Source organism: Enterococcus sp. E4-223 (genome assembly GCF_035727065.1).
Classification (GTDB): Bacteria; Bacillota; Bacilli; order Lactobacillales; family Enterococcaceae; genus Enterococcus_B; species Enterococcus_B faecium.
On sequence record NZ_JAPMLH010000002.1, the window covers coordinates 49,998 to 74,628 of the forward strand.

The 24,631-nt window shown below is 37.9% G+C and carries 22 protein-coding genes and 1 other annotated feature; of the genes, 20 read left to right on the forward strand and 2 right to left on the reverse strand.

Annotated features, from left to right (window positions below; genetic code table 11):
• Positions 1 to 21 precede the first annotated feature (21 nt).
• The 6 genes from OS139_RS02975 to OS139_RS03000 all read left to right on the forward strand — a co-directional run bounded on the left by OS139_RS02975 (position 22) and on the right by OS139_RS03000 (position 6,778).
• Entirely contained in the window at positions 22 to 1,581 is a 1,560-nt protein-coding gene (locus OS139_RS02975; RefSeq protein ID WP_016925810.1) for a helix-turn-helix domain-containing protein, read from the forward strand.
• Positions 1,578 to 2,942 (forward strand): NAD(P)/FAD-dependent oxidoreductase, encoded by a 1,365-nt coding sequence (locus OS139_RS02980; RefSeq protein WP_325066793.1) that lies wholly within the window; start codon positions 1,578 to 1,580, stop codon positions 2,940 to 2,942. The genes OS139_RS02975 and OS139_RS02980 overlap by 4 nt, the downstream gene beginning before the upstream one ends.
• 171 nt (positions 2,943 to 3,113) lie before the next feature.
• Positions 3,114 to 4,184, forward strand: coding sequence for an ABC transporter permease (locus OS139_RS02985; RefSeq protein WP_002296464.1), 1,071 nt, complete (start codon positions 3,114 to 3,116; stop codon positions 4,182 to 4,184).
• Between the two features lie 14 nt (positions 4,185 to 4,198).
• Entirely contained in the window at positions 4,199 to 4,867 is a 669-nt protein-coding gene (locus tag OS139_RS02990) for an ABC transporter ATP-binding protein (RefSeq protein ID WP_002295078.1), read from the forward strand.
• A 19-nt stretch (positions 4,868 to 4,886) separates the two neighbouring features.
• Positions 4,887 to 5,465 carry a TetR/AcrR family transcriptional regulator gene (locus OS139_RS02995; RefSeq protein ID WP_002306167.1) on the forward strand — a complete coding sequence of 193 codons (579 nt, stop codon included), beginning with the start codon at positions 4,887 to 4,889 and terminating at the stop codon, positions 5,463 to 5,465.
• A gap of 401 nt (positions 5,466 to 5,866) precedes the next feature.
• Entirely contained in the window at positions 5,867 to 6,778 is a 912-nt protein-coding gene (locus OS139_RS03000; RefSeq protein ID WP_002331580.1) for an N-acetylmuramoyl-L-alanine amidase family protein, read from the forward strand.
• A gap of 255 nt (positions 6,779 to 7,033) precedes the next feature.
• Here OS139_RS03000 and rnhC read toward each other — a convergent pair whose 3' ends face one another.
• Positions 7,034 to 7,951 carry a ribonuclease HIII gene (gene rnhC / locus OS139_RS03005; RefSeq protein WP_002295085.1) on the reverse strand — a complete coding sequence of 306 codons (918 nt, stop codon included), beginning with the start codon at positions 7,949 to 7,951 and terminating at the stop codon, positions 7,034 to 7,036.
• A gap of 201 nt (positions 7,952 to 8,152) precedes the next feature.
• On the opposite strand from rnhC, the gene zapA reads away from it, so the two are divergent.
• From zapA to OS139_RS03045, 8 genes are all read left to right on the forward strand, one after another.
• On the forward strand, positions 8,153 to 8,590 hold the full coding sequence (zapA, locus tag OS139_RS03010) for a cell division protein ZapA (protein WP_002295087.1): 438 nt from the start codon (positions 8,153 to 8,155) through the stop codon (positions 8,588 to 8,590).
• Positions 8,591 to 8,647: 57 nt separating this feature from the next.
• Complete coding sequence (locus OS139_RS03015; RefSeq protein ID WP_002331579.1) at positions 8,648 to 9,196, forward strand: CvpA family protein; 549 nt, start codon at positions 8,648 to 8,650, stop codon at positions 9,194 to 9,196.
• 114 nt (positions 9,197 to 9,310) lie between these two features.
• Positions 9,311 to 11,671, forward strand: coding sequence for an endonuclease MutS2 (locus tag OS139_RS03020; protein WP_002296458.1), 2,361 nt, complete (start codon positions 9,311 to 9,313; stop codon positions 11,669 to 11,671).
• Between the two features lie 86 nt (positions 11,672 to 11,757).
• Positions 11,758 to 12,072, forward strand: a complete 315-nt coding sequence (gene trxA, locus OS139_RS03025; protein ID WP_002290803.1) for a thioredoxin — start codon at positions 11,758 to 11,760, stop codon at positions 12,070 to 12,072.
• A gap of 181 nt (positions 12,073 to 12,253) precedes the next feature.
• Positions 12,254 to 14,032, forward strand: a complete 1,779-nt coding sequence (gene uvrC, locus OS139_RS03030) for an excinuclease ABC subunit UvrC (RefSeq protein ID WP_002306170.1) — start codon at positions 12,254 to 12,256, stop codon at positions 14,030 to 14,032.
• Positions 14,033 to 14,176: 144 nt separating this feature from the next.
• On the forward strand, positions 14,177 to 15,076 hold the full coding sequence (locus tag OS139_RS03035; RefSeq protein WP_002295091.1) for an ABC transporter ATP-binding protein: 900 nt from the start codon (positions 14,177 to 14,179) through the stop codon (positions 15,074 to 15,076).
• Positions 15,069 to 16,331: an ABC transporter permease gene (locus tag OS139_RS03040; protein WP_002296456.1), complete on the forward strand. Its 1,263-nt coding sequence runs from the start codon at positions 15,069 to 15,071 to the stop codon at positions 16,329 to 16,331. Before OS139_RS03035 ends, OS139_RS03040 begins: the two co-directional genes overlap by 8 nt.
• 160 nt (positions 16,332 to 16,491) lie before the next feature.
• Positions 16,492 to 18,390, forward strand: coding sequence for a fructose-bisphosphatase class III (locus OS139_RS03045; protein ID WP_002331577.1), 1,899 nt, complete (start codon positions 16,492 to 16,494; stop codon positions 18,388 to 18,390).
• Between the two features lie 452 nt (positions 18,391 to 18,842).
• Here OS139_RS03045 and OS139_RS03050 read toward each other — a convergent pair whose 3' ends face one another.
• Positions 18,843 to 19,562, reverse strand: a complete 720-nt coding sequence (locus tag OS139_RS03050) for a gamma-glutamyl-gamma-aminobutyrate hydrolase family protein (protein WP_002300438.1) — start codon at positions 19,560 to 19,562, stop codon at positions 18,843 to 18,845.
• 189 nt (positions 19,563 to 19,751) lie between these two features.
• Positions 19,752 to 19,799 (forward strand) — a sequence feature (sodium ion sensor (DUF1646 type); this cis-regulatory element may regulate processes involved in with the transportation of sodium ions).
• A 99-nt stretch (positions 19,800 to 19,898) separates the two neighbouring features.
• Between OS139_RS03050 and OS139_RS03055 the strand changes: the two genes are divergently transcribed.
• The 6 genes from OS139_RS03055 to OS139_RS03080 are packed head-to-tail and all read left to right on the forward strand — an operon-like array spanning position 19,899 to position 24,617.
• Entirely contained in the window at positions 19,899 to 20,231 is a 333-nt protein-coding gene (locus OS139_RS03055; RefSeq protein ID WP_002349065.1) for a hypothetical protein, read from the forward strand.
• Positions 20,218 to 22,221 (forward strand): V-type ATP synthase subunit I, encoded by a 2,004-nt coding sequence (locus OS139_RS03060; RefSeq protein WP_002318568.1) that lies wholly within the window; start codon positions 20,218 to 20,220, stop codon positions 22,219 to 22,221. The genes OS139_RS03055 and OS139_RS03060 overlap by 14 nt, the downstream gene beginning before the upstream one ends.
• An 18-nt stretch (positions 22,222 to 22,239) precedes the next feature.
• Positions 22,240 to 22,710, forward strand: a complete 471-nt coding sequence (locus OS139_RS03065; RefSeq protein ID WP_002292848.1) for a V-type ATP synthase subunit K — start codon at positions 22,240 to 22,242, stop codon at positions 22,708 to 22,710.
• Positions 22,711 to 22,730: 20 nt separating this feature from the next.
• A complete protein-coding gene (locus OS139_RS03070; protein WP_325066794.1) occupies positions 22,731 to 23,315 on the forward strand; it encodes an ATPase V in 585 nt (194 codons plus the stop codon).
• A gap of 14 nt (positions 23,316 to 23,329) precedes the next feature.
• On the forward strand, positions 23,330 to 24,316 hold the full coding sequence (locus tag OS139_RS03075) for a V-type ATPase subunit (RefSeq protein WP_325066795.1): 987 nt from the start codon (positions 23,330 to 23,332) through the stop codon (positions 24,314 to 24,316).
• A complete protein-coding gene (locus OS139_RS03080; RefSeq protein ID WP_070704765.1) occupies positions 24,306 to 24,617 on the forward strand; it encodes a V-type ATP synthase subunit F in 312 nt (103 codons plus the stop codon). The genes OS139_RS03075 and OS139_RS03080 overlap by 11 nt, the downstream gene beginning before the upstream one ends.
• The last annotated feature ends 14 nt before the right edge of the window (positions 24,618 to 24,631 follow it).

Genomic DNA, 24,631 nt, shown 5'->3' on the forward strand with positions numbered 1-24,631 from the left:
CACAGATCCTCTTTTTCAAGGATGAGAAGGAAACTTCTGCTGTTAAAATCAGAAATGCTTGGAGGAGTGGACTTGGAACTTTTCAGTTTGCTTGAAAAAAATGAACAACGGCAAATCAAACTTTTCCAACTTTTATTAGAGGAAAAAGGAGAGGTTTCCGTTAATAACGTACTTACCCGCTTATCAGTTGATCGGGCTACCTTGAAAGAAGATCTGTTTTATTTACAAGCTAACTTGGAAAATATCAAACAATTGGAAATTGTTATCCAAGAAGGGAATATTTTATTAATCAGACATGGAAATATAGCAGCAGTCGATGTTTATTATCATTGCTACTTGCGCTATTCTACAAAATATCAGATACTTCTTTATCTGTTGGAAAATGGCTCATTTGATCGGCAGAAACTTGTCATGGAACTTAATATCAGTTCGGCTACTTTGTCTCGCAGAGTGAAGGAATTAAATGATTCTTTAAATGAGTTTCATCTGAAAATAAAAAGCGGGCGGCTGACCGGTCCAGAAAGTCAAATTCGTTATTTTTATTTCCAATTATTTTGGTTTGGACGTCCCTATCTTGAAAACAAAAAAGAATACAGTGATTTATCAGGAAACACTTTTTTAGATCTGCTGCAAAAAGAGTTTAGTTTTGCTATTACAGAAGAAGGACGATTGAAATTTGAAATATGGCTTTCCATTATGAAGAAGCGAATGCGCTGTACGAAAAAATCCAAACCAGATTATAGCAATCTTCCTGTTGGATTGTTTCAAACGACACAATTTTTATTGGACCTCCATACATTTTTGACCCGTTACTTCTTTCAATATGCCTTTCCTTGGAATCAAAATGAAACGTTGGTTTTTTATCTTTTCATGATCAGTAACTTTACATTAGATACACATAACTCGCATGTCCAGGAGTTTTTGATAAGCGAAAAATACAAAGACGACGTAGTAGCTCAATTGAATCGAACGTTTAAACAATCGATAGAAGAATATTTCTCTTTTTATGTTTTTCCAGAAGAGATTTCGCAAAAGATTGCGTTGACAGTGATGCAAAACCACGCTCATTTTGCCTATTTTAGAGGATGGATGAATATTTTTGGCCAAGAAGGATTAAAACAGCGGTTAACTGAAGTAGAAGATAAACAATTCCTGGTTTTATGTGAAAGATTGGTCAGACAAACATTTGCTATTGTTGATTTTACTGAAGTAGACGAGGAAAATGCCCGCTTTGAATTATTTGCTCGCTATGCATCTATTTTACGGACGCTGATCAAGCAGTTAGAATTACGTCTGCAAATTGCTTATGATCTTCCTTATGAAAGGCTAATGGCGGATATCGTGAAAGAAATCATCCAGGAACAATTGCTGAATACGATCAAATATGATTTAGTCGAATACGAGAAAGAAAAGCAGTATGATATCATTTTGACTAGCCAATTGAAAGAGTACCCGTCACAGAAGTCCGCTAAAGTTTTTGTATTCACTAGCAACGAATATAATTATGATTTCCCCTATTTGAACCAATTTTTAAAAGAATGTTATTTAGAAAAATTGAATTTAAGGATGAATAAAACATGAAAATCGTGATCATTGGTGCTTCCCATGCAGGCATCACAGCTGCCCTAAATCTAAGAAAACTTCAACCGAAAGCAGAAGTTTTACTGATCGATGAAGATCATAAAGATGGACTAGGCTATGTTTCAAATGGAATCAACCTTTATTTAAAAGGAAAGATACGTAGTTTAGCTGAAGTTGCCCATAACATGCGGACTCTTCAAGAAAGTGGGGCAAAACTGATCACCGAATGGAGAGTAACTGAACTTGATCCAGACAAACATCAGCTCATCCTCGCATCCAAAGAAGGAAAAAACGAGACCATAACCTATGATAAATTAATCGTAGCGACAGGTTCCTCTCCTGTCACCTTGTATAAACAAATTGAAGCTGAAAATGTCTACACCTATAAAAATCTAGTGCAATCTAAGCAAGTACTTGCCGCTTTAAAAGAAGCAAAAGAAGTAGTGATCTTCGATGCTGGTTACATTGGATTGGAATTAGCAGATGCTTTGAGAAATAAAGGATACATTATTCATCTAGTTGATTATATGCCGAATGTTTTATCAAGATATTTCGATAAGGATATGATCAACAGTTTTCAAAATCAGCTGCAAACTAAGCAAATAAATTTTTATCCAAATGAATTCTTGATCGATTGGAAAAAATCAGAAGAGAAAGTAGTATCCGTACAACTTCTGTCTCAAACAATAAAGGCAGATATGGTCATTTTTTCTGCCCAAACTCGTCCTAATACGACATTGTTAAAAGAAAAAGTGGCTTTGTATGAGGATGAGACTGTGATAGTCAATGAATATCTGCAGACAAGTGATCCGGACATCTATGCGATTGGAGATATCGTCCCAGTCAGTTTTGACAAAAATAAACGGCATCTCTTTTTACCTTTAGTTACTCGAGCTGTACATATGGCAAGAGCAGTAGCGCTAACTTTGAGTGGTCAGCCAACCGCTTACGACCTCAGACAAAAGATAACAGCAGCAGTCATTATAGACTACTTTTTAGGAACTGTAGGGCTGACAGAAGATGAAGCGCCATTCTTGGAACAAAATACCGGTTCGTGTTCAGGAGAATTTGATCTATTTCCACAATACGATGAAGAAAATAAAACAGTAAATGCAAAGCTGATCTACCATCCGGATACATTAGAAATAATTGGCGGACAGCTGATAAGCCAAGAATTCTTATTATCAGATTTGAACCTGCTTGCGGATATCGTGAAACACAAAACTACGATTCCACAGTTAGCAGTTGAGGATTTTGGATTTCTGTCTGAATATACCCCTCGTTTTCACTACCTTAATGAGTTAGCTTTTAAAGTACTAGCTAAAAGAGCAAATAGCAATAGAGTAGATAAAAGACTGTGAGAAACATCACGGTCTTTTATTGTGTGGGGATATAATAAATATTAATCAATCGAGAATAAAAAAATTCATATAATGAAATAGCGGAAGAATTTTTTGAGCTTAATATTCGCCAAAAATTTATCAAGTGATAAAATTGTTGTATAAAATGATTATTTCAGGAGGAGGAGTTAAATGTTTTTAGCATTAAATGAAATTATGCATTCAAAGTTACGTTATGCGTTAGTTGCAGGGGTGATGTTTTTGATTGCCTACCTGGTATTTTTTTTGACTGGGTTAGCTTATGGCTTAGCTCAAGATAATCGAACAGCAGTCGACAAGTGGGAGGCAGATTCGATTGTGCTTTCGAAAGATGCAAATTCAAATCTAGGGATGTCCATGATTACTAAGAAGATAGCAGAAGAAGTCGAAGGTGGGAAAGTGGCGTATCTTGCCCAGACACCTGGAGTCGTGACTAGTAAAGACAGTACAGAAGAAGGAAAAATCAATGTTAGCTTCTTCGGTATCGATAAAAATCAATTCATCATGCCCAATCTTGTTGAAGGAAAAGCTTTTGATAACGATGATGAGGCAGTAGGCGATATTAGTTTGAAAGAAGAATATGGTCTAGCCGTAGGAGATACAGTTAAGTTATCTGGTAGTGACAAGACGTTTAAACTAACTGGCTTTACGGATCATGCCAAATTCAATGTCTCACCAGTTCTCTATACAACCATCAATGCTTACCAAGAGATCCGCTTCGAAAAAGAAGATACAAGTGAAAATGCACGGATTAACGCAATAGTTGTCAGAGGTAAAATCAGTAATTTACCTGAAGATTTAGAACAGATCAAAATTTCTAAATTCATCAATGAATTACCTGGATATAATGCGCAAGTATTGACTTTTGGATTTATGATCGGATTTTTGATCGTTATTGCGGCTATTGTGATCGGGATTTTCATTTATGTACTGACGATGCAAAAGATTAATATCTTTGGTGTAATGAAAGCACAAGGGATCACAGGAGGATTTATTGCGCGTTCTGTAGTGGCACAAACATTTATTTTATCATTTGTTGGTATTCTTCTTGGTCTATTAGGAACAGTGGGAACATCCCTTGTTCTACCTGATGCGGTTCCATTCCAAAGCAATTGGCTGTTTTTTGGCGTCATTAGCTTGTTGATGTTAGTAGTAGCTGTGTTAGGCGCACTATTTTCTGTTCGGACAATCGTAAAAATCGATCCGTTGAAGGCAATTGGATAAGAAGGAGGAAGAGCATGAAAGCAATAGAATTTAAAGAAGTAGAAAAAAGTTTCCAAGATGGCGACCAAGTAGTTAAAGCATTGAAAGAAACAACCATGAGTATCGATAAAGGGGAATTTGTTGCAATCATCGGTCCTTCTGGTTCAGGTAAAAGTACTTTTTTGACTTTGGCAGGCGGATTGCAGACGCCTAGCAGTGGCTCTGTATTTATCAATGATCAAGAATTCAGTAATCAAAAAGAAAGTGAACGCGTTAAACTACGTTTTAAAGAAATTGGCTTTATTTTGCAAGCTTCCAATCTGGTTCCTTTTCTGACAGTAAAAAAGCAGTTATTATTAGTAGATAAGATCAAACATGAACATCGTCAAAAAGAAGCAAACGAATTATTTGAGCAGCTTGGCGTGGATAAGTTGATCAACAAGTATCCAGAAGAACTATCTGGTGGAGAACGGCAAAGGGTCGCAATCGCTCGTGCATTGTACAATGATCCGTCCATTATTCTAGCAGATGAACCAACTGCTAGTTTGGATTCAGAAAAGGCACGAGAAGTAGTCGATATCTTGGCAAAAGAATCAAAAGACAAAAATAAAGCAACGATCATGGTTACTCACGATACACGGCTGATTGACAAATGCGATAGAATATTTATGATGGAAGATGGTGTATTGAAAGAAAAAGAATAACCAAAAAGCAGGTGGAAAAATGATCCATCGATACAATAAAGATACACAGCAAAAAATTTTGAAAGAAGCGACTGACTTGTTTATGTCCAAGGGATATCTCGGCACTTCAACAAGAGAGATCGCACAAAAAGTTGGGATCACCCAGCCCAATCTCTATCATTATTTCGGTGATAAAGAAAAACTATATACGGCAGTTTTAGAAAACCACTTAAAAGATGTTGGAAAAGCTTTGAGAGAAATCGTTCAAACAAGCGAAACGGGATTTCAAGTGACCTTGACAAAAATGGCGCAGTTTTTGATTGAGACACATCTGGTCGATTTGTTTCTGATGCTTCACGATCTTGAAAGCAATCTTTCAAAGGAAACAAGAGATCATCTTTTCTTTCTATGGAAGAAAAATTATCGTGAACCTTTTGAAGAAATCTTTTCAGCAAACCAATCTGTGCTAAGAAATGGGATTTCAAAAGAAATCGCAGCAAGGCATTTTTTCTTAGTGTTAGCACCTTACATCACCCGGTCGAAAAGACCTGTGGAAGAACCGCTAAATGTGGCGCAATTGATCGATTTATATTTGAATGGTGTATTAGGAGAAGCGTAAAGCTGTTATATAGGGAGAAAAATAGTTAGGTGAAGAAGCAAGATATGACGAAGATCGTTATATCTTGCTTTTTTATATAGGTAGTTTTTCATAAATACAAATTTGTTATTCTCTCATGATTATCAGGGTATATTTTTATTTATTATGTCGGTGTTCCAGGAAGTGTTTTAATTTAATAACGAAGAAATTAATTGTTTGTAGAATGAAGGAAACTATTTATTGGGTAGATGAATCACCACGAATAGTCAAAAGGAGATTTCAGGATATGCCAAAAATGAAAAAAATCATTTTAGCAGTAATGTTATTTTCTACGGTTATATCTTTTACAGCCCCTTTTTTGCGTACTTAAGCTGATTTTAAGTTTTGGCCCTTAGTCTGGATCTACGAGGTGAGAGTCAAGAATGAAAAAAATAATTGGAGCTTTTGTATTTGCAATCATTATCATTATTATCTGTTTTCAAATAGATGTTTTTGGTCAAAAAAAGATAGTTGGACAAACGGTCAGCAGTACGAACAGTACGGTTACAAAGACAAAGGAATCATCTGATGACACAGAACAAGAGACATTAATCAAAATCGGAAAAAATGACCGTACACTATATACAGATGACTCGCTAACTACCCCACTTGCAACTATAAACGGCGGAGAGCTGGCGGAGTTTCTTTCTGAAACAAAAAATGCTTATCAGATCAAGACAAATGATGGCTATACTGGATATTTAGCCCTCGAAGATGGAACCAAAGTCACAAAGAATATACAAACAAAACCGGAAGAGCTATCTGATGCAGTGATTGTATTAGATCCTGGGCATGGCGGAAATGATACTGGGGCATTAAGCAATGATGAACAAACAGAAGAAAAAGATATAACATTAAGTACAGCCATAAAAGTAAAAAAGGCGCTAGAGGATGCTGGAGCAACGGTTTATTTGACCCATACTACAGATGAATTAGTACAGCTTGGAGATATATGCGACTACAGTGAAGAAAAAAAGGCAGATGTCTTTATCAGTTTACACGCAGACTCTACGGAATATGCGAATGAAGCAACTGGAATCACGACATATTATTACTATGGACAAGAGGAAACATTAGCACAGACAATTGCTGACTCCTTCACTGATCTGCCTCTGGATTCAAGAGGAATCTCCACTGGGAACTATCAAGTTCTTCGAGAAAATCTTCAACCTTCTATTTTAATCGAGATGGGTTATATGAATAATGATAGTGATTTAAAGGAATTAGTAACAGACAGTTATCAGCAGCAGATTGCTGCAAGTTTGACACAAGCATTGACCACTTATTTTCAGTAATAAATAAGCCCAGCCAAACAAAAATAGCTCCTCATATTTTTCGTTTGGCCGGGCTTATTATCGCAGATGCAAGCTTTTGAACACCGTTTAAGGAAGAGGTTGTGAGCCTGCCGTTTAACTCCGCGTCACAAGGAGCAATTTCAAAAAACAGCTTCTCATGTTTGATGACTATTGTGACTTGTGACCGAGGAGTTGGCATGAGAACACCGTTTATTCGGAACAAGGGACTGTGACATGACTTTTGTCACAGTTCCATTATTTTTTTAGTAGCTTCAAAGCTTTTTCTGTATTGGCAAAATGAAGTTTGGCATATTTTTCAAGCATAGGCATGCCGCCTTTCTCCAATAGTTTTGCCGCTACTTGGTCAGATTTCGTTCCAGCTCCTGACGGAAGGGTGATTCCAGCTTCAGCTGATGCTTTGTCTAACTCTTCCAAAAAGCTGGCACGACTGATGATAGAAGCAGCAGCAACAGCTAAATGATATTGTTCTCCTTTAGTAACGAAGTACAGTTTTTCTTGTAATTGATTTTTTTCTAAACGCGCATATTTTTTAAAATTTGCTTCCGGCGTAAACTGATCGATCAAAATCGCTTCTGGTTTTTCTGGCTCGATTTTTTTTAGCAGCAAATGGATCGCTTGATTGTGCAAAGCGACTTTCATCCGAACGGCATTGTATTTTGGTTGGATCTCATTGTATTTTTCTGGAGATAAGACAAGCAGTTTATAGGGGATGGTTTTTTTTAAGATGTCAGCAAGCTGGATGATTTGGCTATCTTTTAACTCTTTTGAATCTCTAACACCAAGTTTACGTAATTCTGCAAGCTGATCACGTTTCACATAAGCAGCACATACTGTTAGCGGACCGAAATAGCTGCCATTTCCGACCTCATCACTACCTAAAACGGATAATTGACTGATATTTTTTGGCAAAGAAGAGGCTGTTTTTGCTGGCTTGGCTTGTTTATCCTGTGCCTCCCCCCATTTATCAGCTTCTATTGCTGCATTCGTACCTTGAAACATCACTTTTCCGGATGTATAAGCGGTAATGGTCGTCCCGTCTTTTTTTGCAGCAAAGCTAGTATAAGGAATCTGTTTATTTAACAAATAAGAGCGATAGTATGCTTTCATTTGACTAAGTTGGTCGTTTGTTGCTTTGATAATGACGTTGCTCATAAAATTCTCCTCGTTTTTATACATAAAACTATACCGCAACTCACGACTTTTCGTTTTCTAAGAGATTGCGAGACATAGCATTTTTTTAAAGTTTATCATATAATAGTTAAGTATGTGAAAAATATTTGTGGAGAACGGTGAAAGAACCAACTTCATGGTACACTAAATAAAACTTTCATCAAATAGGAGGAAATGATTCGTATGGCGCACGAAAAAACACGCTACAAAGCGGTTATTGCCAACCAAACATATACTATTATCGGACGGGAAACCAAGCATCATATGGATATCGTAACGAAGCTGATTAATGAACAGTTAGCAGAATTGAAACAATTATCACCACAAATGGATAATGAACAAGCAGCAATCTTGATGGCTGTCAATGCGCTTTCGGATCAATTGAAGAAACAAGAAAGAATCTTGGAGCTGGAAGAAGAAACAGCAGAATTAAAGAAAAAAATGATCAAATTTACAGAGCTTGAAAATCGTGTGAAACGCATTGAAGCAATCGAGAACGAAGCTCGGGAAGTATTGAAAGAAAATGGTCAAGCAGATCATACCATTAAAAATCATGTGGAAGCACAACAGATTTTAAACGAGAAACGAAAAGGACAAATTAAACAAAAATCTTCTAATTAAGATCCTTTTATCAAAATAAGAAAAATTTAAAAAAGTTAGAAGAGAAAGGAACGTAGCATGCTGAGTTTGCTAATTTTATTTTTATTGCTAATTGCGTTTTTTTCTGGAGCACGTCGCGGGTTTGCTTTGCAAATCATATTCGCGATTGGATATGTATTGTCATTTATTGCTGCCCAGCATTTTTACAAACCATTAGCAAGTCATTTGGAATTATACATTCCATACCCAGCTGTCACCCCAACATCAAAGTTAGCATTTTTTGATCAGGTATTTGCCTTTCACCTAGATGAAGCTTTTTATGCAGGAACTGCTTTTCTGATTATTTTGCTAATTGGCTGGCTGCTTACCCGATTTGTGGGGGTTTTTGTCCATGGATTGACGTATGTGCCGATCTTGAGACAGGTAGACTGGATTGCAGGAGGCATCCTGTCACTAATCATGGCTTACGTTACTATATTTTTGATTTTGCAGTTACTTGCCTTTGTTCCATTAGATGTGGTCCAAAATCAATTCGGCGAGCATAGTTTCGCTCGTTTTATCGTTGAGAGAACGCCATTTCTTACCCACAAGATGTATGAGCTTTGGGTAACGAATATTTTGAATTAAGGAAAATAGTGCTGGAAAATATTTCGTTTTTTGTACAGAGTAGTTTATTTAAGAAGGCTGCGTAGCGTATGTCCGGCACAGCTCTTTTTTCATAGTGAAAGATAAGGTGATAAAATGAATAACCGAATCCTTGAAACATTGGAATTTGAAAAAGTCAAACAGATGGTCAGACAATTTGTAGTGACTGCACAAGGAAAAGAAGAACTGGCAGAATTGGTACCAGTGAGTGAGAAACAAACGATCACAAACTGGCTTCAAGAAACTGAGGATGGATTGAAAGTGCAACGTCTGCGAGGCGGGATCCCTATACCTAAACTTGAAAATATCCGTCCCCATATGAAACGGATCGAGATCGGAGCAGACTTGAATGGAGTGGAGCTTGCACAAGTTTCCAGAGTATTGTCTACGACAAGCGAATTGAATCGTTTCATTGATGATCTTTCTGACAGTGAAATCGAATTTGCACGTTTGTATATGTGGGCAGATCAGTTAGTCACGATCCCTGTTTTGAGCCGCCGTTTAAAGGAAGCAATCGATGAAGACGGACGCGTGACTGATGACGCTTCTCCTGAGTTAAAGAGCATAAGACAGAACATTCGGCGAAGTGAACAAGCTGTTCGTGAACAGTTAGATGGGATCGTCCGTGGGAAAAATGCAAAGTATTTAAGTGATGCGATCATCACCATGCGAAATGACCGCTACGTTATCCCAGTCAAACAAGAATACCGCGGTGTATTTGGCGGTGTAGTCCACGATCAAAGTGCTTCAGGACAGACTTTATTTATTGAACCAAAACAAGTGGTGGATTTGAATAATCGTTTGCGTCAATACCAAATCGCTGAACGAAATGAGATTCAACGTATTTTAAGTGAACTTTCTGCTGAACTTGTTCCCCATCGTCAAGAAATCATCCACAATGCTTATGTGATTGGTAAAATGGATCTGATGAATGCAAAAGCACGATTTGGTAAAGAAGTAAAAGCTATCGTGCCGGGAATCAGTGAAGACAATCATGTCGTCTTGAAACAAGCAAGACATCCACTGATCGATCAGGAAAAAGTAGTTTCTAATGACATCACAATCGGAAAAGACTATCAAGCCATCGTCATTACAGGACCTAACACAGGCGGGAAAACGATCACGTTGAAGACTTTAGGTCTGTTACAACTGATGGGGCAAGCAGGATTACCGATTCCTGCAGGTGAAGAAAGTCAAATCGGTATTTTTGAGGAAGTATTTGCGGATATAGGAGACGAACAGTCGATTGAGCAAAGTCTATCGACCTTTTCTTCTCATATGACGAACACTGTAGATATTTTATCAAAAGTCAATGAAAAAAGTCTGGTATTATTTGACGAGCTCGGTGCAGGAACAGATCCGCAAGAAGGTGCTGCTCTAGCAATCGCAATCTTAGATGATCTTGGTAAAAAGTCTGCTTATGTGATGGCAACAACGCATTATCCTGAATTGAAAGTTTATGGATACAATCGGGCAAATACGATTAATGCCAGCATGGAGTTCGATGTGGATACACTAAGTCCAACGTATCGTTTGCTGATTGGCGTTCCTGGACGAAGCAATGCGTTTGAAATCTCTAGCCGATTAGGTCTTGATACAGAAGTTATTGATGAAGCGAAGCAGTTGATGAATGATGAGAGCCAAGATTTAAACGAAATGATCACAGATTTAGAGAATCGCCGGAAAATGGCAGAGACCGAATATCTGGAAATGCGTCATTTTGTTTCTGAGGCACAAGAACTTCACGATGATTTGAAAGAAGCTTACAGCTATTTCTTTGAAGAACGTGAAAAAGAAATGGAAAAAGCAAAGAAAAAAGCAAACGAAGTCGTGTCAGAGGCGGAAGAAAAAGCAGAAAAAATCATTGCTGATATTCGTAAAATGCAACAGCAGATTGGGCAAGGAAATGTGAAAGAGCATCAGTTGATCGATGCAAAGACCCAATTAGCAAATCTACATCAAGAAGAAACTTTGAAGAAAAATAAAGTATTGAAGAAGGCGAAAGAACAAAAAACGTTGAAACCGGGAGACGAAGTGTTGGTTACGACTTACGGTCAAAGAGGGACGCTTTTACGTAAAAACGGGAATCAGTGGCAAGTAGAAATCGGTATATTAAAAATGAATGTGTCCGAAGACGAGCTGACGCCTGTTGCTCCTCAAAAAGAGCCGACACAACGAGTTATCCATGCTGTACGATCTGAATCTAGTAGTCACGTGCCGAATCAATTGGACCTTCGAGGAAAACGATACGAAGAAGCGCTAAGTGAGGTAGATCAATATTTGGATTCTGCCATTCTAGCTGGTTATCCTCAAGTGACTATTGTCCACGGAAAAGGAACAGGCGCACTTCGCAAGGGAATTACTGATTATCTTAAAAACCATCGGAGCGTCAAAAGCTTTGAGTTTGCACCGGCAAACCAAGGCGGAAATGGTGCGACAATTGTTAAATTTAAGTAAAGCTTACTAAAGGTAAGCAGATGGTTCGCTATCCAAGTATAGAAATGCTATACTAGTCATAGATTTTAAAAATGGAGGTCTTTGATATGTCACAAGTAATTACAGATAAGACATTTAATGAAGAAACAGATAAAGGACTTGTATTGATTGATTTTTGGGCAACTTGGTGTGGTCCATGTCGTATGCAAGCACCGATTTTGGATCAGTTGGAACAAGAATATGATGAAGAAGAATTCAGAATTGCTAAAATGGATGTGGATGAAAATCCAGAAACTCCTCAACAATTCGGTATCATGAGCATTCCAACATTAATGTTGAAAAAAGATGGTCAAGTAGTAGAAAAAGCTGTTGGTGTTCATTCAAAAGAACAACTACGTCAAATGATCGATCAATATTTATAAAAACTTACAGCAAAAATAAGCTGAGGGTGGGACTGAATCCAGTTCCGTCCTCGGTTTTTTTGCGGTTGAGTTAAGGTTATTCAAATTAATATTTTTTGAGTATAATTACGTTGTCAGGCTGGATTGTTTTTTTGACAGACATGCTATAATAACTTTAATTGAATATGAAGGGGAGTACCAGATGAACGAACGAATCAAAAACAAATTAGCTTTACTTCCTGATCAGCCCGGCTGTTACTTGATGAAAGATAAAAATGGAACGATCATTTATGTCGGCAAAGCCAAAATATTAAAAAATCGTGTCCGCTCATATTTTACTGGCAGCCATAATACGAAAACGGAACGGCTTGTTAGTGAAATCGAAGACTTTGAATACATCGTTACAGAATCGAATATCGAAGCATTGCTCTTAGAGATCAATCTGATAAAGAAAAATGATCCTAAATACAACATTATGTTAAAGGATGATAAAACCTATCCTTTCCTTAAGATAACGAATGAAAAATATCCCCGTTTGGTGATTACTCGTAAGGTACTAAAAGACAAAGCACTGTATTTTGGACCATATCCTGATGTCGGTGCGGCGAATGAGACAAAGAAGATCCTCGATCGATTATTTCCTCTGAGAAAATGCAAACCTAGTCAGACGAAGGAGCCTTGTCTTTACTATCATTTGGGACAATGTCTGTGTCCTTATTATTTCGACGTAGATCCGAAAGTCTATACGAAAATCGTTGATGAAGTGAAAAACTTTTTAAACGGAGGACACGAAAAAATCGAGTCAGAGATCCATCAGAAAATGGAAAAAGCTGCTGAAAATATGGAGTTTGAAAAAGCTGCAGAGTACCGAGACCAGATCCGTGCCATTGAGACAATCATGACTCGCCAAAAAATGACAAATACTGATTTACTGGATCGAGATGTATTTGGTTATGCGATTGACAAAGGATGGATGTGTGTCCAAGTGTTTTTCGTAAGACAAGGAAAGCTAATTGAACGAGATGTTTCAATGTTTCCTTTCTATAACGAAGCAGAAGAAGATTTCTTGACTTACATCGGTCAGTTTTATCAGGAAAATGAGCATTTCATTCCTAAAGAAGTCTTGATTCCTGATACGATCGACAAGCCAAGTGTAGAAGCTTTATTAGCTACGAAAGTGCTGCAACCAAAACGAGGAGAAAAGAAAAAATTAGTTGAATTGGCGAATAAGAATGCCTCAGTTGCTTTGAATGAACGGTTTGATCTGATTGCCAGAAAACAGGAACGGACGATCGGAGCAGTTGAACGTTTAGGAAACGCGATGAATATCCCGACCCCAATACGTATCGAGTCTTTTGATAACTCTAATATCATGGGGACGAATCCTGTGGCTGCGATGGTCGTATTCATTGATGGAAAACCGGCAAGAAAAGAATATCGGAAATATAAAATAAAAACAGTCAACGGACCGGATGATTATGCATCAATGAGAGAAGTCATCTATCGCAGATATTCGCGAGTGATTCGCGAAGGGTTGCCTTTACCTGATTTGATCTTGATCGATGGAGGAAAAGGACAAGTAGATGTGGCAAAAGATGTCTTAGAAAATCAATTAGGAATCGATATTCCTATTGCTGGCATGGCAAAAAACGATAAACATAAAACAAATGAGTTGCTATTCGGTACAGATTTGGCTGTAATACCGCTTGAGCGAAATTCACCAGAGTTTTTCTTACTCCAGCGAATCCAAGATGAAGTCCATCGATTCGCAATCACTTTCCATCGGCAGCTACGCAGTAAAAACAGTTTTGCTTCCCGATTAGATGAAATTGAAGGGTTAGGACCAAAACGAAAAAAAATGCTGCTTAAAGAGTTCAAATCGTTGAAAAATATCACAGCAGCCACGACAGAAGAATTACAAGAAATCGGACTGCCGAAAAATGTCGCACAAAACGTATTTGATAAATTACATCAGGAATGAGGAAAGGGCACTTTACAAAGAAAGTAAAGTGTCCTATCATTTTATGTACAACAAAAAGAGCGTTTACGTTTTGTTGGTAAATAATAAATCGCTTACGTCTGGTGTCTAAGGATATATGTGATTTCTTGAAGAAGGAGTGAAGAAATGTTAGAAGTCAAGGATCTTGTTAAAACTTTTGGGAACTACACAGCTGTCGATCATGTCTCTTTCCAAATCCCCGATGGAAAAATCATGGGGCTAATTGGCCAAAACGGGGCTGGGAAGACAACGACTTTTCGTTTGATCTTGGATTTTTTGACACAAGACCAAGGAGAAGTGTTATGGAATGGCCATCATCTTGGGGAGAAAGATTATGATGTCATCGGTTATCTTCCGGAGGAACGGGGACTTTATCCGAAAGTAACGATTCAAGACCAACTGCTTTATTTTGCAGAACTTAGAGGGAAATCAAGAAAAGAGATTGAACCAAAAATCGATTTTTGGATGGAAAAATTTCAGGTAAAAGGGAAAAAGACGGATAAAGTAAAATCTTTGTCTAAAGGAAATCAGCAAAAAGTCCAGCTGATCGCCACGTTAATCCATGAACCTAAATTGATCATTTTGGATGAGCCATTCAGCGGGTTAGATCCGGTAAATGCTGAATTGCTAAAAGATGGAATATTGGAATTGAAAAAACATGGTTCATGTGTCATTTTTTCTAGCCACAATATGGATAATGTAGAAAAAATCTGCGATCATTTGATCATGTTGCGAAACGGAAAAATGGTTTTGAATGGAAAAGTACATGAGATTCGTGAATCATTTGGCCGTACGAAGTTATTCTTGGAATCTGGTTTAAGCCAACAGGAAGTAGAAGAAATCGAAGGCGTGAAAAAAGTGATCCTTCATGAAGACAATACATTAGAGATTACCTTAGAAGATCCTGAAGCTGGGAAAGAAATCTTTACTCGTGCGACTCAGTTCGGCTACATTCCTATGTTTAACCAGCAACCGCCAACTTTGGAAGAGATTTTCAAATTGAAAGCAGGTGAAATCGATGCGTAAGTTTTGGATTATTACCAAAGATGTCTATTTAAAAAATGTTAAGTCGATTTCTTTCTTGATCATGATATTAGTCCCTTTTATCATGCTGGGTATCATTTATGTAGCAGGAAACTTTGCTCAACAAAATAGTGATGTCAATAAAATCGGCGTATTGGCTGATAATGAGCAAATCAGTCAGCAAATGAGCCAAGTCAAAACAGATGATTTTGAGTTCAAAGCAGTTGATTCTGAAGAAAAAGCACAAAAAGAGCTTTCGGAAGAAAAAATCGATGCGTATTTAGTAGTCTCAACTGAGAATGATAAGATAAATGGGATGCTTTATAGCGAAAATTCATTAGGACAAAGTACACAACTACTGATACAACAACAACTGACTGGCTTGCAATCGATGCTTCGAGCGAGTCAATTAGGCATTTCACCAGAAGAAGTAGCTAGCTTGAGCCAACAAGCAAGTTTGACTCGACAAAAAGTCAATTTTGATTCAAAAGGAAAAATGACAGTCGGAGAAGATAACTCGACAGTCCAATATGTCGTAAGTTATGTAGCAACGATTGTCTTGTTCATTATTATTTTGACGTATGCGCAGATCATTGCACAAGAGATCGCTTCTGAAAAAGGCACGCGGATCATGGAAGTGATCCTGTCCAGTACGACTGCACAAAAGCATTTTTACGGAAAATTAACAGGTGTTTTACTTGTTGCATTAACGCAAATGGCATTATACGGTATTATTTTTGGTATAGGATACAGTCAATTCAAAGATATGGAAATGGTCAAAAATATATTAGACGGTATCTCATTGGATAACTTGATTGGACCATTCTTGTGGTATTCTCTTCTATTCATGATCTTTGGCATTTTGATTTTTTCTGTTTTAGCAGCTTTATGTGGCTCTTTGGTCAACAAAGCAGAAGATACAGCAAAAGCAATTTTGCCAGTGACTTATCTATCTCTAGGCGGATACATGCTTGGATTGATACTAGGAGCTTCAGATCCAAACAATATCGTTATTCGGATCACTTCGTATATTCCATTCTTATCTTCATATATTATGCCGGTTCGCTTAGCAAATGAGACAGTCGGTATGGGCGGAGCATTGATTTCCTTGTTGGTACTTGTAGCCGTAACATTCTTATTGATGATCTTGTCTGCAAACATGTACAAATCGAATGTACTCGTTTATAGCGAAGGCGGATTATGGAGTTCATTGAAACAATCGATTTCAATTATGAGGAATGAACGAAAAAAAGCATAAAACAATCCTAAAATATAGAAGGAAGCTGGACATCTATTGTTCCCAGCTTCTTTTTGTATAGACCTATTTTATTTATTTTACTATATTGGATATATATTCATTGAAAATAGTGTATAACAACTTTATAATATTGAGTATACCAATTTTTGGAGGCGTTTTAATGGACCGTTATTTAGATTTACTTTCAGAAAAATTCCCCTCAACGGAAGATGTCATCACGGAAATCATCAATCTCGAAGCAATTTTGCAGCTTCCAAAAGGAACAGAGTTATTTTTGAGTGATATACATGGCGAATTTCCTGCTTTTGATCATATTCTGCGTATCGGTTCAGGAAATCTTAAAGAAAAGATCAAAGACCTTTTTTCTGAGCAAATGACGGAAACGGATATCAGCCAATTCACTATTTTTACGGCTTATCCAGAATATGCATTAACGACTGATTGGTACAAAGAACAAGATAAATCGCAGCTGATCCATCATTTGATCGATCTTTTACGGTTTACGACAGTCAAATATACCCGGTCAAAAGTTCGAAAAGGATTGCCGAAAGAATATAGCTATATCATTGAGGAACTCTTGTATATCGATGACCGTATCAATGGAAAAAAAGACTATGTAAAAAAAATCATTGAACAACTTATTTTGATGAAGGAAGAAGAAAAATTTTTAACGAAACTTGCACAGACGATCCAAAAATCTGTCATCGATCATTTGCATATCGTTGGAGATATTTTTGACCGAGGAACTCAAGCAGCCAAAGTGATGGATCGAATCATGGATTTTTCTTCTGTAGATATCCAATGGGGAAATCATGATATTTTGTGGATTGGTGCGTATTGCGGCTCTGAGGCATGTTTACTGACACTTTTACGGATTGCAGCACGCTATAATTATTTATTTGAATTAGAGAAAGAATATGGGTTGAATTTACGTCCATTGTTTTCTTTTGCTCATCAAACTTATCAGAAGAATCCAGTATTTGCGCCTAAAAACAGTAAAAATCTATCCGAAAGAGAGCAAGAAGAATTAGAAAAAATCCATCAGGCACTTTCTATCCTTCAATTCAAATCAGAACATCAGTTATTGGATCGTCGACCTGAATTTAAAATGGACGATCGTAAATTGCTGGAAAAAATCGACTATGAAGCATCAACGATTGATTTAGAAGGTCAGCTCTATGAGTTGAAAGGAACTTGTTTTCAAACGATCCAGCCAGATGATCCAAAAAAATTCTTGGAAGAGGAACAAAAAGTGATTGATAGTTTGATGTATTCATTCCAGCACTCTTTGAGAATGCAAAAACATATGACGTTTTTGATCGAAAAAGGGGGAATGTATCTCACGAACAATCAGCATGTGCTGTTTCATGGCTGTATACCTGTAGACGAGAAGGGACAGCTCTTAGCATTTGAATTAGACCAATCTTATCGCGGAAAAGAACTGCTGGGCTTTTTTGAAAAACAGATAACTGAAAGCGCAAAAGATCTGACTGCAAAAGAAGATTTAGCAACCGATTTGATTTGGTATGCGTGGAGTGGGCCATTTTCGCCTTTATTCGGTAAGAGTAAAATGGCGACTTTTGAACGTTATTTTCTCACAGAGCCTCATACGCACATCGAGAAAAGCAACCCTTATTATCACTTGCGAGATGAAGAGTGGTTCAGTGAAAAAATTTTAGCAGAATTCGACACAAAAGAAGAAGGGTCAGCAATCATTAATGGGCACACGCCAGTAAAAGTAAAAAAAGGGGAGTCACCGATCAAAGCAAATGGAAAAGTATTTGTCATTGACGGAGGTTTATCCAAAGCTTATCAAAAAACGACAGGAATTGCCGGTTATTCACTATTATGCAATTCTTATGGTTTCCAAATCGTGACACATTATCCGTTTTTGCCTATTGAACAACAATTTGCAAGAAAATCTGACCAAACGAATGTGAAAAAAGTAATCGAACAGCAGCTACCACGCAAACTCAATCGTGATACAACAAAAGGAATGGAACTGCAGCAGCAGATTACCCAGCTCAAAAGACTGTTGGACTATCGAAAGGACGATTGAGAAAAATTCCAGTGAACATTGTTCCATAGACTGGAGACTGAGACAAAAGTCGTGTTGCAGTCTCTTTTTCCGGATAAACGGTGTTCTTCTGCCAACTCCTCGGTCACAAGTCATAATATCAAACAAACATGAAAAGCTGTTTTTTGAAATTGCTCCTTGTGACTCAGAGTTGAACGGCAGGCTCACGACCTCTTGGTATAAACGGTGTTCAATCAGCTGACCCTCGATATTAGCTCAAAAAACGGTAAAATATGAGAAGCTATTTTTCCGTTTTGTTTCTCTAATACTCAGGACAAGGCACTGATTTCACAACCTCTTCCTTAAACGGTGTTCAAAAGCCAGTTTCTCGGTATTAAGCCAAATTTATGCAAAAATGTGAAAAGCCATTTTCACAAAATTTTTCTTAATACTCGAAACTAAACAGCTTTTTCACACCCCCCTCAGAAAGTCTATTAAAATTCATTCACAAAGAAATCGAATAAGCGCTGTTCAGATGGATGTACACGGTGGGTAAGTTCCGGATGCCATTGAACACCGAGGATTTTATGCATATCATCTTTGCTTTGAACCGCTTCAACGAGTCCATCGTTAGAAAAAGCGATGGCTTTTAATAAAGGTGAAAGATCTTTGACTGCCTGATGATGGTAAGAATTCACAAAATATGGATCGGGGAGAAGGTTGCTTAACAAACTGTCTGAAACAATCTTGACTTCGTGAGTCGTAAATTGCGGGGCAGTGGGCTGTTGTTCATGTTTTACTGACCACTTTGGATATAATGAAAGATCTTGATAAAGTGTACCTTCCAAAACGACATTCAATAGTTGGAGTCCCCGGCAGACTGCAAAAATTGGTTTTCTTTGTTTCAATGCTTCCAAGATCAGTGCCTGTTCAAATTGGTCTCGTTGAATATTTGTTTCCGTTAGTTTTGGATGAGGGTCTTCCATGTAAAGTTGCGGACTAACATCCTGACCGCCTGCAAGAATGAGTTTGTCGATTTGTCCAATCAGTTGAGGAGCTGAATCTGGAGACATGACTGGCAGAATAAGAGGCAATCCTTGAGCATCTAAAACTGCATCCACGAATCCTTGCGGTGTATAGCTCACTTGATTTCCTTGGAAAGTATCTGTTGCTCGAATCAGTTGATTTCCGGCAATGCCGATGATTGGTTTCATTTGTATTCCCCCTAAAGTAGACCTATTGTAACAAGGATTATAAAAAAATTAAACTATGTAAGACTTGCCCCTATACTTATCTGTTCTTGCTGTGTTACTATCTGTAAAGAGAAATTTCGTGTGAAATTCATGACGATAGTTGAAAATATTGCTTAATTTGTTATAATAAAAAGTAAGCAGAAATAAAAAGGTTGGGCGTAAGCTTCAAGGATCTAGTTCTTCAAGGGGTGAGAAGGGCATTTTATTGAAGGGGCCTGCCTATACTAAGTTATCTTTAGAGGTACATACTTTCAATGAAAAAAGAAAGCATGTACCTCTTTTTTAAATCGAAAGGAAGTGAAGCAAGTGTTAGAAGCTTTGGAACAAATCCGAAAAGCAGAAGAAGAAAATGAAAAGCGTGCTCAAACACTGCGGCAGCAGCTGAAGATCTATGCAACAGAAAAAGAGCAGGAATTGGAAACGATCCAAACAAACTATCGACAACAACTAAAACAGTTGGTGGAAGAAAAAGAACAATTCGAAATACAAGAATTAGAAAAAGAAAAAATGAAATTGAAAGCAGAAGCAGACAAGGTGCAAGCAACTTTGAAAGATCAATATCAAAAGCATCAGAGTCAAGCGATCGGTGCGATCATTGAAAGGGTGAAAGAAACTTATGGCCGTCACTAAGATGGAAAAAGTGACCCTCATTTCAGATAAAAGAAATCAGGAGAGGATTTTACAAGCAGTACAAGGAATCCAAAACGTTGAAATCCGGGATCTGTATCAAAATAGAACAAACAACCAGTGGGTGGAGAAGTATTTTCCAGATACCACGATTATTGATAAAGAAGCAAAATTAAGCGCTTTAGGTAATCGGTTGAAAGACATCCAAGAAGCTATCCAATTCATACAACACCACGGCGATAGCCGTCAAAAGAAACTCCATTTGAAACGTCAAGAACTTTCCTTACAAGATTTGGAAGCCAATTATTCCGAAGAAAATTTCATAAATAAATTGAAAGAAGTCCTTGATTTAAAAGAAAAGTGGGAACAACTAACTGAAGAACGTGATCGTTTAGAAGAAGAGGAAGAATGGCTTCTTCATTGGCAACAGCTGGATATTGCTCCAAGTATGTATGCAAGTAAGACGACCATTTTTGAGATGGGGACTGTGAGTGCAGCAAATTTTGAAAGTTTCAAGGAAGAACTGAGTAAGCTTGATGACGTTTATATGGAAGAAATAGATTATACGCCAAAACAAGTTTATCTTTCGTATGTTGCTTTAAAAAAATCAGTTGCTGTTATAGAAGAAATTGCTGGGAAATACGGGTTCAATAAAGAAACGTATCCTTATGAACAAAATCCTAAAGAAAAACTGCAAGAGACCAAGCAGCAATTATCCATTGTTCACGAGCAGCAAAAGAAGATAACGACAGCGTTAGGTCAGTGCAGTGGCTATATCCAAGAATTTGAATGGGTAGAAGAAGTCACACTTGCCGTTGCAGAACGAGAAAAAATAAAAGAACGGTTTATCCATGCGACTTATCTGATCGTTTTGCAAGGTTGGGTAGATGCAGAAGAAAAACAGAATTTGCTGCATGTGTTAAACGAAACCGTATCAGAAGAAGATATATACGTCAGTTTCGAAACACCAAACTCAGAAGAGATTCAGCAGGAAGTCCCTACTAAATTGAAAAACCATCCGCTTGTCGAACCTTTTGAATTGCTGACTGAAATGTACAGTCTGCCAAAATATGAAGAAGTAGATCCAACACCTTGGATGACACCATTTTATCTTGTCTTCTTCGGGATGATGGTCGCAGATGTTGGTTACGGATTGCTGATGCTCATTGGGACAATACTAGCTCAAAAACTACTTGTTCTACCACGCGGGATGAAACGTTTCGTAAAATTCTTTGAGATTCTCTCGATACCATCGATCATCTGGGGATTGATCTACAGTTCATTTTTCGGACAGGCATTACCAAAAGAACTGTTTGGCATCCGCTTGCCTTTCCCAATCCTATCTACGACGGATGACGTCAATACGATTTTGATTTTATCCGTGATTTTCGGTCTGATACAGATTTTGGTTGGATTATTTGTGGCAGCAAAGGAAAATATCAGGAGAAAAGATTACTTGAGTGCTGTCAGTGATGGATTTGCCTGGCAAGGTATCCTAATTGGGATCGTTATTGCGTTGGTTGGTGCCATGTTGATAAAAAATACAGCATTTGTTTACCTTGGCGCTGGGCTATCGATCATTGCTGCCTTATGTATCTTGATCGTTCCGATTATCCAAACGCCGTCTAAAGTCAAAGGTGCTGCCAAAGGTGCGTATAATCTTTACGGACTGACCGGCTATATCGGTGATTTAGTCAGTTATACACGTTTGATGGCATTGGGTATTTCAGGCGGAAGTATTGGAGCGGCATTCAATATGCTAGTTGCTTTCATGCCGCCAGCTGCTCGATTCAGTGTAGGGATCCTTTTGATCATCGCTTTACACGCACTGAATATGTTTTTGACACTGCTAAGTGCCTATGTCCATGGCGCACGATTGCAGTATGTCGAATTTTTTGGGAAGTTTTATACAGGAGGCGGACGTGCCTTTGATCCGCTGAAAACGGCGGAAAAATACGTCAACATCAATCACAAAAAAAAAAACAATAAATAATTGGAGGATTTTTATACAATGATGGATTACTTAATTAGTCAAAATGGTGGAATGGTATTTGCGGTATTAGCGATGGCAACAGCGACGATTTTTTCAGGGATCGGTTCAGCTAAAGGTGTTGGAATGACAGGTGAGGCAGCAGCAGCATTGACAACAAGTCAACCCGAAAAATTCGGGCAGGCTCTGATTCTGCAATTGCTTCCAGGTACGCAAGGTTTGTATGGATTTGTTATTGCCTTTTTGATTTTTATCAACTTAGGAAATGACATGTCAGTTGTACAAGGACTGAACTTTCTAGGTGCTTCTCTGCCGATTGCTTTTACAGGCTTGTTTTCAGGTATTGCCCAAGGAAAAGTCGCAGCGGCAGGTATTCAAATTTTAGCGAAAAAACCTGAACATGCTACAAAAGGAATCATTTTTGCTGCGATGGTTGAAACATACGCGATTTTAGGTTTCGTTATTTCCTTCCTATTAGTGTTGAATGCCTAAGCATAAAGGAGGAAAAGCAGATGAACGCCATTGAAAAAATCATCTCTCAGATGAACGAAGCAGCAGAGCAGGAAAGAGCGGCGTTAGAACAAGAAGAGCGAATGAAGATCGATCAAAACTTTGAACAAAAACGTACGCAAGTTGAAACAGAACATCAAAAACAAAAAGAAAAACAAATCGAATTACTCGAAAAAAAATACCGTCAGCTAAGGAATCGCCAGCAAGTAGAAGTACGACAAGAAAATTTGAATGCGAAGCAGGAATTTTTAAGACGATTGTTTGCAGATGCGGTAACTGAAATGGAAAATTGGGATGAATCTGAACAAATCCAGTTTATCAAAAATGCATTGTATTCATTACCTTTGACAGGAAAAGTAGCATTCATTGCTGGAGAAAAATCAGCAGCCTATCTTTCTCAGACGTTGTTGGATGAATGGAACAATGAACTTCCCTTTATGATGGTTTTAAGTGATGAAACTGTTGCTGCTCAAGCGGGTTTTCTGATAAACGATCAAGGAGTTCAGTATAATTTTCTTTTCAGCAGCCTTGTACAAGATATCCAAGGAACGATGAGTTTTGAGATTGCCAATCAATTATTCGAATAAGGAGGGATCAGTGTATGGAATACCACGAACTAAATCCCTTGATTCGCGGAAGAGAGCTTGAACTTTTGTCCAATGAGACATTTGAACGGATGATTCAAACAAATTCTGTCGAAGCACTTGGTGAAATATTGAAATCCACGATTTACAGTCCATATATTTATGACGGATATGAATATGACTTCGAACAGAATCTTTTAAAGGAGCAGAGCCGTCTATTTCGCTGGTTAAAGGAATCAGCACCGGAGCCTGAAATCGTTTGGATCTATACGATGCGCTATACTTTCCATAATCTGAAGGTTTTGACAAAAGCCGAGATGACAAATCAAAATCTGGACCATTTGTATATCGACGATGGATTTTATTCATTAGAAACCTTGAAGGATGCCATTCATACGCAAGTTTCAAATGAACTTCCTGAAAGCATTATGGACAGTATACGAGAAGTACGTGATTATTTTGAAGAGTCTACCATTCTTCAGGGAATTGACGTGATTTATGATCGACAGTTTTTGACAGAGCAGCGACGGCTTGCCGATAAGCTAGGATATCAAGAATTGCTAACAGAAGTCATTGCTTTTATTGACTTGACCAATATCACAACGATGGCTCGAGGAATATTGCAGAAAAGAACATATGGGTTCATGACGACGGTACTTTCCAGCTCGGGAAGTATCGAAAAAGAAGTATTTTTGAACTTTGTAGATAAAGACATGGAAGATTACACGAATTTTCTATTAGAGACAGATTATGCTGATTTTCTGCGCCCTGTCATCCGTGAGGGAAATCTTGATCTCGTAAAGCTTGAACAGTTGAAAGATGATTATCTAAGTTCATTGTATCAAGAAGCACAAACCCAGGCTTTCGGACCACTGCCACTACTAGCCTTTTTGAACGCAAAAGAGGTAGAAAGCAAAAACCTTCGTTTACTGGTTATCGGCAAAAGAAGCCATTTCGAATCAGAAACAATCAGAAAGCGGGTGAGACAAGTCTATGACGTATAAGATCGGTGTAGTTGGCGACAAAGATTCTGTTTTGCCATTCAAATTGTTTGGCTTTGATGTTCGTTATGGTACAACCAAGCAAACCGTTCGTCAGGCAATTGAAGAAATGGCAAAGAATGAGTATGGCGTGATTTATGTCACAGAGCAATGTGCAGCATTGAGCCCAGAAACGATCGAACGTTACAAGGAACAAATGATACCTGCTATCGTATTGATTCCCAATCATCAAGGATCATTAGGGATAGGGCTGGAAGAAATTCAAAAAAACGTAGAAAAAGCAGTAGGTCAAAATATCTTATAGTATGAAAAGGAGAT